The 14,237-nt window shown below is 61.8% G+C and carries 16 protein-coding genes and 1 pseudogene; 2 read left to right on the top strand and 15 right to left on the bottom strand.

The window, feature by feature from the left end:
* Positions 1 to 187: 187 nt before the first annotated feature.
* Positions 188 to 1,111, bottom strand: coding sequence for a DUF3991 and toprim domain-containing protein (locus I2C21_RS16140; RefSeq protein WP_195279743.1), 924 nt, complete (start codon positions 1,109 to 1,111; stop codon positions 188 to 190).
* Between the two features lie 77 nt (positions 1,112 to 1,188).
* On the opposite strand from I2C21_RS16140, the gene I2C21_RS16135 reads away from it, so the two are divergent.
* Complete coding sequence (locus I2C21_RS16135) at positions 1,189 to 1,455, top strand: AbrB/MazE/SpoVT family DNA-binding domain-containing protein (protein ID WP_009261517.1); 267 nt, start codon at positions 1,189 to 1,191, stop codon at positions 1,453 to 1,455.
* Entirely contained in the window at positions 1,449 to 1,787 is a 339-nt protein-coding gene (locus tag I2C21_RS16130; protein WP_009261518.1) for a type II toxin-antitoxin system PemK/MazF family toxin, read from the top strand. Before I2C21_RS16135 ends, I2C21_RS16130 begins: the two co-directional genes overlap by 7 nt.
* A gap of 46 nt (positions 1,788 to 1,833) precedes the next feature.
* Here I2C21_RS16130 and mobP3 read toward each other — a convergent pair whose 3' ends face one another.
* The 14 genes and pseudogenes from mobP3 to I2C21_RS16055 all read right to left on the bottom strand — a co-directional run bounded on the left by mobP3 (position 1,834) and on the right by I2C21_RS16055 (position 14,196).
* Entirely contained in the window at positions 1,834 to 3,294 is a 1,461-nt protein-coding gene (gene mobP3, locus I2C21_RS16125) for a MobP3 family relaxase (RefSeq protein ID WP_009261519.1), read from the bottom strand.
* Positions 3,291 to 3,713, bottom strand: a complete 423-nt coding sequence (locus tag I2C21_RS16120) for a hypothetical protein (protein ID WP_195279742.1) — start codon at positions 3,711 to 3,713, stop codon at positions 3,291 to 3,293. Before I2C21_RS16120 ends, mobP3 begins: the two co-directional genes overlap by 4 nt.
* Before the next feature lie 320 nt (positions 3,714 to 4,033).
* Entirely contained in the window at positions 4,034 to 4,849 is an 816-nt protein-coding gene (locus tag I2C21_RS16115; protein ID WP_195279741.1) for a hypothetical protein, read from the bottom strand.
* Positions 4,846 to 6,204: a hypothetical protein gene (locus I2C21_RS16110; RefSeq protein WP_009261522.1), complete on the bottom strand. Its 1,359-nt coding sequence runs from the start codon at positions 6,202 to 6,204 to the stop codon at positions 4,846 to 4,848. The genes I2C21_RS16115 and I2C21_RS16110 overlap by 4 nt, the downstream gene beginning before the upstream one ends.
* The gene (locus I2C21_RS16105; RefSeq protein WP_024725199.1) at positions 6,191 to 6,451 is read right to left on the bottom strand and encodes a DUF6103 family protein; all 261 of its coding nucleotides are present in this window, start codon (positions 6,449 to 6,451) and stop codon (positions 6,191 to 6,193) included. The genes I2C21_RS16110 and I2C21_RS16105 overlap by 14 nt, the downstream gene beginning before the upstream one ends.
* 2 nt (positions 6,452 to 6,453) lie before the next feature.
* Complete coding sequence (locus I2C21_RS16100; RefSeq protein ID WP_009261614.1) at positions 6,454 to 7,053, bottom strand: hypothetical protein; 600 nt, start codon at positions 7,051 to 7,053, stop codon at positions 6,454 to 6,456.
* A 6-nt stretch (positions 7,054 to 7,059) separates the two neighbouring features.
* Positions 7,060 to 8,142 (bottom strand): M23 family metallopeptidase, encoded by a 1,083-nt coding sequence (locus I2C21_RS16095; protein WP_009261524.1) that lies wholly within the window; start codon positions 8,140 to 8,142, stop codon positions 7,060 to 7,062.
* The gene (locus I2C21_RS16090) at positions 8,142 to 9,983 is read right to left on the bottom strand and encodes a VirB4 family type IV secretion system protein (protein ID WP_195279740.1); all 1,842 of its coding nucleotides are present in this window, start codon (positions 9,981 to 9,983) and stop codon (positions 8,142 to 8,144) included. The genes I2C21_RS16095 and I2C21_RS16090 overlap by 1 nt, the downstream gene beginning before the upstream one ends.
* Positions 9,976 to 10,560: a hypothetical protein gene (locus I2C21_RS16085; RefSeq protein WP_044943729.1), complete on the bottom strand. Its 585-nt coding sequence runs from the start codon at positions 10,558 to 10,560 to the stop codon at positions 9,976 to 9,978. Before I2C21_RS16085 ends, I2C21_RS16090 begins: the two co-directional genes overlap by 8 nt.
* Positions 10,553 to 10,819, bottom strand: a complete 267-nt coding sequence (locus I2C21_RS16080; RefSeq protein ID WP_009261397.1) for a hypothetical protein — start codon at positions 10,817 to 10,819, stop codon at positions 10,553 to 10,555. Before I2C21_RS16080 ends, I2C21_RS16085 begins: the two co-directional genes overlap by 8 nt.
* 59 nt (positions 10,820 to 10,878) lie before the next feature.
* A complete protein-coding gene (locus I2C21_RS16075; protein ID WP_009261398.1) occupies positions 10,879 to 11,316 on the bottom strand; it encodes a hypothetical protein in 438 nt (145 codons plus the stop codon).
* A gap of 109 nt (positions 11,317 to 11,425) precedes the next feature.
* Positions 11,426 to 12,956: pseudogene (locus I2C21_RS17695) on the bottom strand (DNA cytosine methyltransferase).
* On the bottom strand, positions 12,953 to 13,840 hold the full coding sequence (locus I2C21_RS16060) for a conjugal transfer protein TrbL family protein (RefSeq protein WP_024725202.1): 888 nt from the start codon (positions 13,838 to 13,840) through the stop codon (positions 12,953 to 12,955). Before I2C21_RS16060 ends, I2C21_RS17695 begins: the two are co-directional and overlap by 4 nt.
* Before the next feature lie 14 nt (positions 13,841 to 13,854).
* Positions 13,855 to 14,196 carry a DUF3852 domain-containing protein gene (locus I2C21_RS16055; protein ID WP_156622365.1) on the bottom strand — a complete coding sequence of 114 codons (342 nt, stop codon included), beginning with the start codon at positions 14,194 to 14,196 and terminating at the stop codon, positions 13,855 to 13,857.
* Between the last annotated feature and the right edge of the window lie 41 nt (positions 14,197 to 14,237).

The following is a 14,237-nucleotide window of genomic DNA, read 5'->3' as shown; positions in this document are numbered from 1 at the left end:
ACCACTGTCAATCTCTGGTCTGTCTTTCGTGCTTTTTTGTCAGAGTACTGTCCTTTCTATAGGTACCATTTTAGTCTGTCCTCTGTACTTAGATTTACTTCAAATGTGACCTTCTTGGTGGTCCAGGATGAACCGGCCCCCGGTCCAGCGGCAGGGCCCCCCCTGGCGGGCGGTGCGCCTCTGCGGCCTACATACTCTGCCCCATGGTCATTGCAAGGCCGGCCATGCTCTGCCCTTGCACCAGGTCGTCGTTCCAGTCCTTATGCACAGGGAGCAGGATACCGCTGTGGTATCCTGCTCCCTGTAACTCTTCCTGGAGGCGCCTGGCCGCCGTCTGCCCAGGCTCGTCGTGATCCAGACAGAGCACAACGGATTGGAGGCTGGGATGCTGCTCCAGCATCCAGCACACGGCCTGGCCGCCAGTGCCGCACAGGGCTACATAGCTGTGCTCCTGCCATCTGTCCGGATACAGCGTGAGGAAGCTCAGCAGATCAATCGGGGCCTCGAACACATAGAGCAGGCCGTCCTGCCCCACGTGGTGGAAGCTGTACTGGGGCTTGCTGCCCTCCACGTTTACCTTAAAGGACTTGCCCTGGCTGTTGGTGCTCCGCTTGTGAGCGTGGCGGGGAACGCCCTGCTCATCCGTGCCCACAAAGACACAGTTGTGGTATTGAGCATCCTCGTACAGCAGGCCGGACCGGGCGAAGTGGGTGACCACCTCCCGGCTAACGCGGCGCTGTTTCATCAGGTAAGCGTACACACGGCGCATATCGGCGTTGGGCGGAGGCAGGGCGAAGGGCTTAGGCGGCTCCTCCCGCTTTGGCTCTGCGGCGGGATATGTCGCGCCCAATTCATTCCCCAACAGGAGCTCCATGGCCTCCTGATAGCTCATGCCGTAGTAGTGCTGGACAAAGCTGACCGCATGGCCGCCCTGCCGGGCAATATGGTCGTACCATTCGTTGCCCCGGACGGTGATATGGTGCACCCTAGCCAGCCGGGACTCCCGCCCGGCGCGGAGCAGCTTCTCCCCCCGCTGCCGCAGGAATTCCTCCAGATCAACGGAGTTGGCCCGCTCCTTCTGTTCATCGGTAAAATGGATATAGGTTCCCATGCTGGCTCACCTCGAATCAAACGGTTGACTTTTGTTTATACTCTGTATATACTATCTTTGAAAGGCAGGTGTCGTTCATGTACGCGACGATCCAAAAATGGGGCAACAGCCAGGGCCTGCGGATCCCCAAGGCCCTCCTGGACGCAGTTGGTCTGAAAGAACACGACCGGGTGGAACTGGTGCAGATGGATGATGGTATCAACATCCGGCGTGCCTCTTCCATCCCGCACCGCACCCTGGAGGAACGCCTCACCGCATTCTACGGAAAGCCCATTGACCAGATCGACCGAATTGAGGCCGAAGAGCTGGATTGGAGGAAGGCGGAGGGTTCTGAGGCATGGTGACGATTTTTGAACAGGGGGACATCGTCTATCTGGACTTTGATCCCCAAGCCGGCCATGAGCAGAAGGACCGCCGCCCTGCCCTGGTGATCAGCAACAATCTGTTCAACCGGGTCAGCAGCCTGACCATGGTGTGCCCCATCACCCATACAGACCGGGGCCACCCGTTCCACCTCCGGCTGGATGAGCGCACCAGGACAGACGGGGTCATCCTGTGTGATCAGGCCCGGATGCTGGATCTGAACAGCCGCCACGCATCCTTTGTAGAACGTGCTCCGGAGGACATCTCCTCAGAGGCGGTAGATATGGTCATCGGTTTTTTGGAACCGAAGTAGCGGAAGAAACCACGGAGGACTACCAGTTCAATGGCAGTCCCCCATCTTATCTTTGAGAATGCTGGGGGATTTCCTCATGGTCATCGGCCTTGTGTCCCAGGGCCATACGCTTCTCCCGGAGCATCCGGCGCCGCTTCCGGTCGATGTGCAGGCCAGTCTGGATGGCATCGGAGGCGGACTGCTCCCGGAAGATGCGGCCCATGTTGTGGAACAACTGGAGGACACATCGGGCGGTATCCGCGTGGGATACCGTCCGATGTGTCTGTGTACGCTGGTGGTGCGCGGCCTCCTGTTGTGGGTGATGTGCCCCATGCGGCAGGCCCGATTGTGCAGGCGGTGTGCCCGACGGTGTGGGCATGTGTACCATCTCATCTGCTGTGGGATGCTCCCCCCGCCCCAGCTGGAGCGCCTCCCGGATGACCATGTTGCGCACGGCCTTGAACTCCTTCTGTTTGGAAAGCGGCAGGCGCTCCGGCATCTGCTCGGAGTAGGTGCGGCACACCTCTTCCCGCATCTGGTTCCACAGGTCATAGGCGGCCGCCACACACTCGTCCTTTGCCAGCTCATCCACGATGGCGTCCACCAATGCTTTGGTCTTGGGTGGCAGATATCCGTAGACTTTTTTGCCCTTGGTGCTCTGCAACCGCTGGGTCAGCTCCAGCACCAGCCGTTCCAGGTTTTCATTTTGGAGCTGTCCGGTCTCCATCTGTGCAATCAGCTCTGCCATGGTGCGCTCCGCGTCCCGGCTTAGGGTGTCCCGGTATTCGGTTTTCTGTTCGTAGACGTGGAGCAGATCCTGTTGGAAGATCCGCCGGCCGAATGCGGACTTCACCTGCTGGATACCCTGCCTGGTGAGGTAGCCCTCCTTGGGATCGGAGGAGAACACCACCATGTGGATGTGGACGCTGTCCTCCTTGCGGTGGAAGGCGGCGTACCAGTGCAGGTGCTCCAGCGGGATTTTATATCCTCTGGCAATCTCAGGCGCACAGGCGCACACCAGCTGCCGCCAGCTCTCCGCGTCGTTGTAGCCCAGCCGCTCCGCGTCCTCCCGGCGGATGGCCACCACCGGCGTCCACACGCTGCCGGTGTGCTCCGCCACCTCCCGGACGGCCTGGGAGAGATTGCGCACCTTACCCCCGGCGCACCACAGGCCGTGCTCACCGTCCATCTGCACGCCGGGACGGTGGGACACGTAGTCCAGGTAGTTCTCCAGCCGGCTCATGGGCTCCGCGAAGTCCTCCTGCACTTGGCGAATGAAAGTGTTGGCGTTTGCTTGGGTGGGCGCGTTGCAGTAGTCTTCATACTCCAGCAATTCCTTCGCGCCGGGGAAGTCCCGGAGCAGGCTCTGGATATAAGCCTGCTGTTTGCTCGTAGCGGACTGGTCTTGTTGTTCACCCCTGAGCACTTCCACGCCGGGGCGGGTGGCGATGTAGCGGGCCCGGTTGGACAGCTTGGCCGCGTCCCTGCCGCCCTTCAGGTAGGGGGACATGAAGCGGACGCGGCTCATCCGTCAGGGTAGACCTGTCGCTGGAGATCCAGCGCGTCGTCAAAGCTGATCTTCCCGTTGGTACGCAGCACCTCGTCCACCGCATAGGCCCGCAGCTCCCGGCGGTTCACCGGATCAGCGCGGAAGTGGGCGGCAACGGTGTGGCTCATCATGTTCACCTCCACGCACAGCTTGAACAGCAAAGTGCACAGCCGGTTTTCGTTGTCTGCCAATGTACCCCGCAGGGTGTCCACCAGGGCGCGGGAGAGGTACTCTGAGGTATCCTCCGTGGCCAGGTAGCCCATGTAGAACCGCAGGGCCTTTTCAATAAATTCACTGCGCGTTTTGCAGTTGTCTTCCTCCAGCCAGCCGTCCATCCGGCGGATCACACCGGGCGTCAGCCAGACAGCGGTGCGCTTTTTGTTGTCGTGTTCCTCCATGTTCTTCACCTCCGCTTTTGCCTGCGACACAGCGGAACCCGCTGGCGCAGTAAGTGTTTATCTGAACCCGACCACCCCAAACGGCCGGAACCTCCCATTCCGACCACCTGGCCTAAAATCCGGGAAAGCCCCGCACTGCGGGGCTTTGTGGGCGGGAGGCGGGCGCTTGCGACCACCTCCCTTTATCCTCGTACTAAAATCGAACGCCCCAAACCGGGGCGAAACTGGCCCCAACGGGGCGGTTTCCCGTCTGGGCGGGGCCCTGGCCCGCCCTCTGCCTGAAACCGGCACACAGGGCGCACACGGGGCCGACGGCGTGCTCACAGCTGGGCCAGGCTGGGGGCCTGGCGGGGCTGCGGTTCCTCCACCAGATACCGGGCCCGGAAATCTGCCAGCGCCATGCCGGTCTGTTCCAGGCAGTAGGCGTCCATCTTCTCCAGCAGCGCGGCCTGCTCCTGCTTGGCCAGCGGATACCGGAAGGCGAACTCATTGCCGTCTCCGCACACCAGGATGACGTCTAGTGCGGAGCACGGCCGGCTGGCGTTCAGGTCATAGGCGGCGTACACGTTGAGCCAGTCGTCGTTTTCCGCGGTCGCTACGTGGGTGCCAAAGACCGCGTCCGGGTCAAAGGTCACCGGCATATAGAACTGGAGCAGCCCACCGCACTCGGACAGATCCTCCGCGAAGCCAACCTCCCCCATGGGCAGCCGGTGTGTCCCGACCGTGAGCTCCGGCGGCTCGGCTTCCTCCGTTGTCAGCAGATGACTGTACTGCTGCGCCAGAGAACGGTCGGTGCGCCGCTGACAGCATGCCTCCATCTCCCCGCGCAGGACGTCTCGCTCCGCCCTGTTAAGCGGATACAGGAACGGATGCGCCTTCTTTCCAAAATTCCGGCAGAGGGTTATTTCTATGTGGTCCGCCACATCCTGAAGCGCAAAATCATAGGCAGTATGGAGGTTCAGCCAGTCACACAGTGAACTGGTATCCAGCTCCGGGCCAAACACCTCCTGCTGAACTTCTTTGCTGACACAGTCGAGCTGGAAATCCAGCGTGTGGCCGATACGCAGGATCTCCTCCGGGAACACCAAATCCCCCTGCCGCAGATCCCTGCGGTGGGTCAGTACGGGAACACTCACAGGCTCATCCCTCCCAGTACAGGCCCATTCTGCTCCGGCACGCTGTTTACCTGGGCCTGCTGTTCCGCCAGGCAGTCCAGGATCTCCTGGGCCTGCGTGTCCAGAAGGACGTCCTGTTTTGCCGCCCACGCCAGGTAGCCGTCCAGCTTCATACCCCGCTCCAGCAGGGCTTCCGCCGCCGCCTGCGCCTGCGCCCGCAGACACACGTTCATCGCCTCATAGTCCTCCGGCTGCACCCGCAGGCTGTCCCTTAGCAGATGTGCTACCCTCTGCTCGTCGTATGCAGCGAGCAGAGGGCGCAGCAGGGGGGCGGCCTGGTCACCCGGCTGGAGGCCCTTTTGGAGCAGCTCCGTGAGCATGGGCAGATCATGGGCATAGGCGGCGCCGCACAGCAGCCTGGAGGGTGCGGCGGCAACCTGCTCCGGCGTGGCCCAGCGGATAAGCTCTCTGGCCATGGCGCGGTTCTGCCCGAAGGCGTACCGGAGCACCTCACCGGGCAGGGCGGGGGACGGATTGGCCACCTTGTCCATTGTCTGATCCAGCATCATCTGCACCCGCTGGAGATCCCCGGTGTCCACCGCCCGTTTGCAGGCATCCAACCAGACGTCCTCCGGGTAGGGTGACTTTGTCCCAAGCATCAGTCTGGCCATCCGTTTGCCCACTGGGCCTGGCCTGCCTGCCGCTGCGGCCAGCAGGCTGCCCCGCTCTTCCGGCTTCGTGATCTGAACTGCCAGGGAGGAAAACGCATAGAGCTCCCCATCCCGGATGGCCAGCACCGCCCGGTCCGCCGTGCTCATGCGCAGGGGGCGGGCGCCCACCTCGTCCATATAGGCGGTGATGCTGCCGGTCATACGGCGCAGGAGCTGCTCCGTATTCGTCATCTGTGCCTCCTGCCGCATCCGCTGTTCCAGCAGCGCATCCATGAGTACCCGTTGCTCCTTCGGACTGAGATGGAGCACCACGCCCTCCGCTTTCGTGCTGTCTTCCATCTGCCGGTATCTGGCATAGGCACCTTGCTCACCGTGAAACGCCTTGGTAATGGCGGAGGAGATGAGGAACATCCGGTCCATGTCGGAGCCGCTCTCGCCCAGGGTCTTGCCCGTGGCGAAGCTTTTGATCACAGGCTTGCCGTCCTCCCCGTACCACTTCAGGTACACATCCAGGTAAATCCCCTCGCTGTCCCCGTAGTCCGTAGTGCAGAAGAGATCCGCATTCCTGGGGATCACCCTTCTGTCCTCCCAGTCGGCGTCCAGCAGAAAATACTCGTCCGGCAGATAGCCCATGCCCTCCAACCGGTGCTTCAGCTCCTCATAGACCTCCTGTCCAGTGCGGCCGCTCAGTTCAATGGTCTCCATCTGTCGCTTCCTCCTTCTGCATCTGTGTAGCCTTGGATGCCGCCGGCCGCCGACGCCTGTCCCGGTCCGGCCGGCACCGGGCGTCCAGGTAGGCCCGGGTCTCCGCCGGTACATAGGCCTCGTACAGCTCCTCCAGCGCCCGCTGGAGCTCCTTCTGGGGTGTGCGCTTGTTCTTAGCGGCCAGAAAATACCGGAGCGCGTCCAGCCGCTCCGGTTCCATGCTCACCGTCAGTTCTGTTTTTTCCATAGTCAGCTCATGCCTCCCATCGCCTGCATTGTGTTTTTCGGAACCTCGGATGAAACTGCAGGCTGCCCGCATAGGGTGTTCCACCGGGCCTCTGCTTCACGCAGATACCGCTCCGCCAGCTCAGGGTGTTCCCCCAGCAGAGGGCGGATGTGTGGGAAGCCGTAGTGTTCCTCTGAAACGCTGCGGTCATAGCTCCCCAGCACATAGTGGAGAGGGACGTCGTCCATCGGGAAAAAACGTCCCTGTACGGAGCAGGTTTTGCGTTCCGGGTCAATGGACTGGATGACGCCGCCACGGAGGGCAAAGTCTCCAGGACCGCCATAGGGTTCTGTGGCGGCAAAGAGCACCGTGTCTCCCACGGACAGCTCCCTGGACAGCAAAGCGTCCCGCATCTGGTCGATCAGTGACTCGCGGCTTGTGGAGAGCAGCTTGGTCTCCGGAGCCAGCAGGGCCTGTGCCTGCCGGTAAAGTGACGCCGCCTGCTGCTCCGTCACCCCCGGCCTCCATGTACCATCTGTCCGGGTGATCCGTTCGTTGTCCGGCAGCCCCGCCGCCGTTTCATAGGCGGCAATAAGGCAAGCCGTATTCTGGATTGAGTTCATATTCTCTCACTCCTCGTATGATGTGGTTGGCAGGTAGTATCTGGGGTTTGTTCTCTGTCCGCTGACCCGCACCTCGAAGTGGAGGTGGGGGCCGGTGGATCGGCCGGTGCTGCCGGACAGAGATACGATGTCGCCGGCCTCCACCGTTTGGCCCACCCGCACCAGCAGTTGAGAGTTGTGGGCGTAGAGAGTGGACAGGCCGTTACCATGGTCGATCATCACATAGTAGCCGTAGCTGCTGTGGTACTGGGCGGCGGTGACGGTGCCGGGCAGGGCGGCCCGGACGGGGGTGCCGGTGGGTACCGCCAAATCCATGCCGGTATGACCCCGGGTCTCCCCGGTGAAGGGGTCCCTCCGGTAGCCAAACTCCGAGGTGACCCGGCTCTCCCAGCCCGCCCCAATGGGGGAGCAGAAGCCGTCCGCCCCGATGAAGGGCACGTCGGTGCCGGGGATCCAGCCCTCCGTTCCAGTAGATGCACCGTACTTCACGACATTGTAAACGCTGTCCGCGTTGGCCTGCTGTTCCGGTGTGGCTTCCGCTCCGGTAAGATGCCGGATGTTTTGCCAGACCTGCTGGAAATCTGAGATTGAGACGGCCACGGTATAGGTCTCCTGGGTCTCCACCTCATTCCCCTCCTCATCCACAGTGGTCACCGTGCGGGTGCGCTCCTCATAGGTGACAAAGCAATCCACAAAGGCCTGCCCGGCGTGGGCCGCCGGGTCATCCGCGCCGAAGTACAGAGCGAAGAACACCGCCTTGACTCGGACATCATCCAGGCCGTCCCCGTCCTCCATCTGCCCCTCTACGGTCTGCATGGCGGCATCCAGCAGGACAAAGCTGTCCCGCATCTCCTGGATGTATGCCTGATACTCCTCCGGGGTGCCCTCCGGGACGGCCCCGCCGTGAAAGCACAGATCCGCCACAGTGCGGTTGTGTTCCGCCCCACCTGAGAAGGTGGTGCAGAAGAAGGCCAGAAGGAGAATGATGGGAGAGAGTACGGCTATCAGCACCCACCCCACGGCCTTCCGGCTCTTTTCATTGGCGAGAATAGATGCAGCAGCCTTGAGCACCAGGGCTGGAGCGGCCATTATCCTCCGCCTCCTGTGATCAGTGCATGCTTGTGGGGCGGGGCGTGGACGTCCAGCAGGTTGCGGTCCGCACCGGATTTGAACAGGCAGACACCGTTATTGGGGGAACTGATCAGGTCGTACTCGGCACTTTCCAGTTGCAGGTTGTCCATGTAGAACTTCTTGTCCACCTTGCCGCCATGGAAGAGAAACTGGTGGGTGGGGATGGCAAACAGGGGGCGGGTCAGCTCCCGCACGCCCTGGATATCGAAATCCTCCAGGTTTTGCGACGCCAGGATCAGGGCGGAATTGCGCTTGCGCACCCGCTTGAGGCAGTTACGGATGTACTCAATGGTGGTCAGGTTGGACAGCCAGAGGTAGAGCTCGTCCAGGGCGGCCACGGTGTTGCCTTTGGTAAGGAGCTGGTCGCTGAGGTAGGACAGCAGGTTGAACAGCAGGGCGTCCTTGACCGAGGAGTTGGCATGAATCAGATCCTTGACGCCAAACACCAGGAACCTTGCGCTGGTGATGTTCGTGCGGCCGTTGAAGTAGACGCTCTCCGCCCCCCGGCACATGGAGTGGAGCCCCAGCAAGAGTTCCCGCAGCAGCTCCCTGGGATACAGAGGGCTGTCCTCCCGGTCATAGTGTTCATAGGCGTCCTCCAGGACGGCGTACAGATCCTCCGCAATAGGCCAGTCCTCCGGCCCCATGGCCGAGAAGTTTGTCTTGTCTGAAATGCCCCATTTCCGGTACAGCCGCTCCAGCATCAGCTCCAAGGTATCCACCTGTTGGTGGGTGAAGGGCTTGTAGGCCCGGAAAAAGTCCTTGAGGAAGGAGATGTGCTGGGATAGGGGGGATTGCTGGCGGAAGGCATTGGGCACAGTTGGATCTTCATCCCTGTCGTCGCCAATATCCCACCGCTTGGCCTCCAAAAAGTTGATACGGAACTGCCCGCCCATGAGGTCCGCGTAACAGCCGCCCAGCCTGCCGCAGAGCCAGGCCAGCTCCTGCTCCGGGTCCAGGCAAATCACCGTCTTGCCGCTCTCCAGCAGGTTGCAGATGAGCAGCTTGAGCAGGTAGCTCTTGCCCTCGCCGGAGTTGCCCAGGATGAGCACGCTGGAATTGGTCTTGTCCGGTGTGCGGCGGTCCAGATCCAGCAGGATGTCCGCACCATAGTGGTCATTGCCGATGTAAAACCCGTGAGGATCGCTGCGGCCGGAGTAGTTGATGGGGTACAGGTTGGCGGTGGAGCTGGCGGGCAGCACCCGCTCAAACTGGGCGCCCAGGGCGTTCCGCCCCGCCGGGTTGGCGGAGAGGAAGCCCTCCCGCTGGCGGAGCAGCAGGGGATCTGCACTGAGCTTGGCCCGGGTGAGCTCGGCGCCCACCTCGTCCCGCAGCAGCCGCAGCTCCTCGGGGGTTTGGGCGGCCAGCTCCAGGAACACGGCGCAGTGTATGAGGGGCTCCCGGTTCTTCCGGGCGCCGGCAATGATGACGGCCACGTCCTGTAGGTTGGCCTCCGCCGTGACGCTCCGCTTCAGGTTATCCTGATTGCTCCGATCCAGCCGGTTCTTATTGACGGCCTTATGGTAGATGGCCTCCTCCGCCGCCGCTGTCACCTGGCGGGCATAGAGATGGAGGGTGACGCCGGCCCGGTTACAGATGTGGGAGAGCAGGGCCAGCTCCTCGGTGGCGGCGGGGTAGCCCCGGAGGGCCAGGACGCAGCGGTACAGCCCGCCCAGCACATAGGAGTCCGTGTTAAACTTCACGGCTGCTGGGGCAATCAGGTCCAGAAAGTCCTTGGGCTGGAAGAGCTGCGCTGGTTTTTCCACCGGTTTTTTCCGCTTCTTCTGTGCTTTAGCCATGCTCTGTCACCCACCTCTCCCCGTCCACCTGGTCAAAGTGCTCGGTGACCACGTTCTGCTGGTAATACACCGCCAGGATGCGCTTCACGTCCTGTTCCCCGGCCAGGCAAACGTGAAAGCCGTGATCCTGGATCTGCTTCTCCAATCGCCGGGGCAGCTCCCGATCCTCTGCGGCCTTGCTGTCCAACCGGCAGACCAGGACGAACTCCCGGGAGGCGGCGGTGGAGGACTGGCGTGCGTCCAAGTGCTCCATATCCTGCCGGAGCAGCTCCCGCAGGGCGGGAGACGGTTCCTCCTCCAGCCTTCTCTGGTAATACTGCTTGTTTTTCAGAAATGACTCCCTGGAGTCCAGGGCCAGCAGCTCCAGGGATGCCATCCCCTGGAGAAGCCCGGTGAGGGCCCGCACCCGGCCCCGGATACCCTTCGGGGACAGGATGGACAGGTTGTCCGGCCGGAGCAGGTAGAAGAGCAGTTCGTCCCTGCCGCACACCGCGCCGTGCTCCGTCAGGCGGGTGACACCCATGAGCTGCCGGGTAGTCTGCCGCTGACGCAGGAACTGCTGTTCCTTTCTATTCATTGTTCTGCCCCCATTCATAGTATTGCTGCTGCAGGAACAGGAAGCAGGCCGCCCGCCGCAGGAAGTCCAGGACGCTGGAGCCCTCCACCTGGATGGCGAGGAAGGCGTACAGCACGGTACCCACCAGGGGCAGCATGGTCCCCGTCTGGGCCAGCGCCAATACAGAGAGCAGAAAGGCCACCCCGATAATGGCCACGTCCCGCAGCTGCCACAGCCACAGGGTGGCCTTGGCCTTCAGGTTGTCTGGGTAGATGAACACGAAAACACCTCCAAAACAGGAAGGGACCCAGCCTGTCCGGCCGGATCCCTTCCTGCAGTTTATCCTTCTGTACTGCTTTCTTCCGTATCCTCGTCACATCCATCTGTTTCCCCCTCGGTCTCTGCAACGGCTTCCTCCGGGAGGCGGCCCTCCTGCTCCACGTGCCCCTCGTTGGCGGTATCCCCTGCAGCCTTACATTCCTCCTGGGCCTCCGCCAGGGCCCTGTGGATGCAGTCCAGGAAGAAGGCGTTCTGCTTGATGCCCTTCTCCTGCAGGTAGTCCTTAAATCGCTCGAACAGCTCGCCGGGCACCTGGAATGCCACCGTTCTCTTGTCTCCGCTCATCGTAGTTTCCTCCTTCTGATTGTCGTAAAATGTTTGGATCAACCAGGCCATATACTGGCCCAGTGTTTTTCCGGATACCTCCTGCTCCTCCCGCACCCGGGCGTGAAGCCCGGCGGGGATGGGTGCACAGAGGTTCTTCACATTTTCTTCCATGGATTGGCCCCCCTTCTGTTTGGTAACGCAAGTATATCGATCCCGGCGGTAAATAGCCATCACCAACAGCAACAAAGATTGTGCCGGAAAGCAAGCATAAGCAACAATGTCAGCCCCCCTCCGCCGCCCGGGCGATGCCCGCCATGATATACTCCACGCATGGCACTGGGACACTATTACCCAAGGCCTTGTACCGGGCGGAGTCCGAGGCGCCGGGCAGGTCTGTCCACCCATCCGGGAACCCCTGAAGCCGCTCACACTCCAGTGGAGTGAGACGCCGGATCAGGAAAACCGCCAGTGTATCACGGCTTGGCTGGCAGATCAGATCGGTGGCATCCTTCCCCTGACGGGCACTCTGGGTGGAGGCGGTATCGTCCTCTCTGAATTTGTCCACCCGCTGGCGGCGAAAAATGGCGTGCCGGTCCGCACTGGTCAGGGTATAGGCCACATCATTTTGGATGCCAATGCCGTTGCCGCCATTGCGGGGCTGCCGGTCAATGGCATTGCCGCAGATACACATAGTCGGCTCCGGCTGGAGGGCCAGAGGCAGGTTGTTGCCTCCGGTACCAGCCCTGGCGGATAGTGTGGGCACGATCGGATGCGGCCCAGTGTATCGGCTGTCAATGCCGTGGTTCTCAAAAACCAGGGGCTGATGCCCGTGCTGTTGTGCCCGCAGGGTTCCGGTCTTATCTTCAGTGCAGTCCATGACGCTGCCGCCCTGGTCGTTGAGGCAGAGCACGGAGGGCATGCGGTTGCCGCTCTGGCCGGCCTTCAGGGTGGGCGCCGCACGCTCCGAGTATCCAATACTGCCCGCGCTGGCCCCCGCCCCGGCGGAAAACCCGGCTGTAATATCCCGGGTATCCGCCAGGCCGCACTCATCCCAGGCGGCCAGCCCCGCCTGCACCAGGAGGGCCGCATGGAGCTGGGGCGGGAGAGGCTTGCCCCGCTCCTTCGCCCTGCGCAGAATGCCCAGGCAGGCTCTCCTGGTCAAATAGTATTTTCGGGGCGGATTGTCCTGCAAAATCAGCGACAAGGAACACCCTGCGTCTCCGCTGGGGGGTGCCGGGCCAGTATTGAGCGTCGAAGACCTTCCACGCCAGGGAGAATGCAGCTCCCACTCGTAATTTCCCAGCAGGTTGCCAGCCCCAGGGGTGAGGTCGAGTGAAAGGTATGGAATTGTCTGCAATTCCGGCGATCTGTTCCAGGACGAACCGGAAGTCCTCCCCTTTAGGGAAGCCGCTGCTGAACACGCCGGGGACATTCTCCCAGCAGAACCATCTGGGGCGAACAGACTTGCCTGTCCGCCCTCGTCGTATATCCGCATCCCGCATCTCCTTTGTCACCCGGATCTGCTCCAGGAACAGCCCGGACCGTGCGCCGGCCAGTCCGGCGCGGGTACAGGATGCCACGGATAAGTCCTGACAGGGTGAGCCGCCGCAGATAATGTCCACCGGCGGCAGCTTCGCCCCGTCCAGCCTGGTGATATCCCCCATATGGAGCGTCTCCGGGAAATGATGTTTCGTGACTTGAATGGGGAAGGGCTCAATCTCGCTGGCCCACAGTGGGGTGATCCCCTGCCGTATGGCGGCCAGCGGAAAGCCGCCGATGCCGTCAAACAAGCTTCCGAGGGTAAGGGTCATTTTACCGCCTGGACAATGGTGCGGGTGGTATTGACGGCAGCCTGGGCGGTGTAGACGGCGCTCATGATATTGGCTCTGGTGGTGGTGTCCAGGCCGAAGGCCCCGGCGATGCGGGGCACCTCTCCGGCGGCCAGCATGAGGCCAAGCCCCAGGAGGGCTTTGTCGCTGAACACCATAAGCCCCGCCACCAGAATGGTGGCCTGGAGGAAGGCGCTGAGACACAGGCCAATGACCTGCTTGCACCACTGGGTGAAGCCGTCCGTATAGCCCCGGGGGATGGAGAACATGTACAGGGAGCCCACGGCAATCTGGATGAGCAGGATGCCGCCCCGTTTCAAGTTTGAGAAGAACACCTTGATTACCGCATAGGCCATGAAGATCATGGCGAAGAGGAGCATGATGGGGTTGGTACCCAGGCCCCATTTGGCCTGGGCCGCGATATCCGTCAGGCCAGCCCCCTCAAGGCCTGTGAGGATTTCATTGCCCAGCTCCCCGATGCTCTTTCCCGCCCCTGTGATTTCCATGGCGAAGGTACCCTGGAGGGAGACGGAGAGGGCGTACAGCCGAACGGGCACAGTGGTGAACAGGCTGACGGCAAAGAAGCCCTTGAGGGCGTTGAGGGCGGGCTGCTGGAGATTGCCCCGGCCAGATGCGTACTCAATGCCGCACTCAAAGGCAGATACCACCACGCTGACGGCAAAGAGGGCCCAGCCCAGTTGGGAGAAGAAGCGCACCACTGACCGCACCCAGGAGAGGTCAAACAGCTCCACCCCCATGTTTCCCATCTGGGCGAAGAAGGCGCCCAGGAAGCCCACCATCTGGCTGTAAAACCAGTCCAGGATGGACTCCATCACCGGATTGGCCACAAAGTCCCAAATAAACACTCGCCTTCACCGCCTCAGATGCCTACGATATTCCAGATGTAATTGGGGGCCAGCAGCACGAAGATCAGGCAGACGAACAGGATGGCCGCCCCCGTCCACTCAAACTGGCCGTGCTTGCGATAGTCGAAGAAGCACAGTGCCACCTTGACAAAGAATGCAATCCCCAGCACCATGGTGAGGGCGGGGAACACCACAGTATCCACCACGGTCTTAATCTGGCCGGCGGCATCCGTCCAGGTCTGCTCCACGGCGTCCGCCACATTGCCGGCGGAGGAGGCGAAGGCCGGGACCATGCACAGGGCGGCCACCGTCAGGGCCAGGAGCAGGATTCTGATGCTCTTTTTTCTCAAAGTCACTTTCGTAGCACCTCCATGAAATTGAAGGGCCGCCCGGGTTG

The sequence above is a fragment of the Clostridium sp. J1101437_171009_A5 genome (assembly GCF_015547905.1).
In the GTDB taxonomy this organism is placed as follows: domain Bacteria; phylum Bacillota; class Clostridia; order Oscillospirales; family Oscillospiraceae; genus Pseudoflavonifractor_A; species Pseudoflavonifractor_A gallinarum.
Note: the sequence above shows the minus strand (reverse complement) of the source record. Positions and strands in the feature narration are given on the sequence as shown.

Bases quoted from the DNA above. Each gene is read 5' to 3' on its own strand.
- I2C21_RS16140 (WP_195279743.1), bottom strand. From the start codon at position 1,111: ATGGGAACCTATATCCATTTTACCGATGAACAGAAGGAGCGGGCCAAC.
- I2C21_RS16135 (WP_009261517.1), top strand. From the start codon at position 1,189: ATGTACGCGACGATCCAAAAATGGGGCAACAGCCAGGGCCTGCGGATC.
- I2C21_RS16130 (WP_009261518.1), top strand. From the start codon at position 1,449: ATGGTGACGATTTTTGAACAGGGGGACATCGTCTATCTGGACTTTGAT.
- mobP3 (WP_009261519.1), bottom strand. From the start codon at position 3,294: ATGAGCCGCGTCCGCTTCATGTCCCCCTACCTGAAGGGCGGCAGGGAC.
- I2C21_RS16120 (WP_195279742.1), bottom strand. From the start codon at position 3,713: ATGGAGGAACACGACAACAAAAAGCGCACCGCTGTCTGGCTGACGCCC.
- I2C21_RS16110 (WP_009261522.1), bottom strand. From the start codon at position 6,204: ATGGAGACCATTGAACTGAGCGGCCGCACTGGACAGGAGGTCTATGAG.
- I2C21_RS16105 (WP_024725199.1), bottom strand. From the start codon at position 6,451: ATGGAAAAAACAGAACTGACGGTGAGCATGGAACCGGAGCGGCTGGAC.
- I2C21_RS16100 (WP_009261614.1), bottom strand. From the start codon at position 7,053: ATGAACTCAATCCAGAATACGGCTTGCCTTATTGCCGCCTATGAAACG.
- I2C21_RS16095 (WP_009261524.1), bottom strand. From the start codon at position 8,142: ATGGCCGCTCCAGCCCTGGTGCTCAAGGCTGCTGCATCTATTCTCGCC.
- I2C21_RS16090 (WP_195279740.1), bottom strand. From the start codon at position 9,983: ATGGCTAAAGCACAGAAGAAGCGGAAAAAACCGGTGGAAAAACCAGCG.
- I2C21_RS16085 (WP_044943729.1), bottom strand. From the start codon at position 10,560: ATGAATAGAAAGGAACAGCAGTTCCTGCGTCAGCGGCAGACTACCCGG.
- I2C21_RS16075 (WP_009261398.1), bottom strand. From the start codon at position 11,316: ATGGAAGAAAATGTGAAGAACCTCTGTGCACCCATCCCCGCCGGGCTT.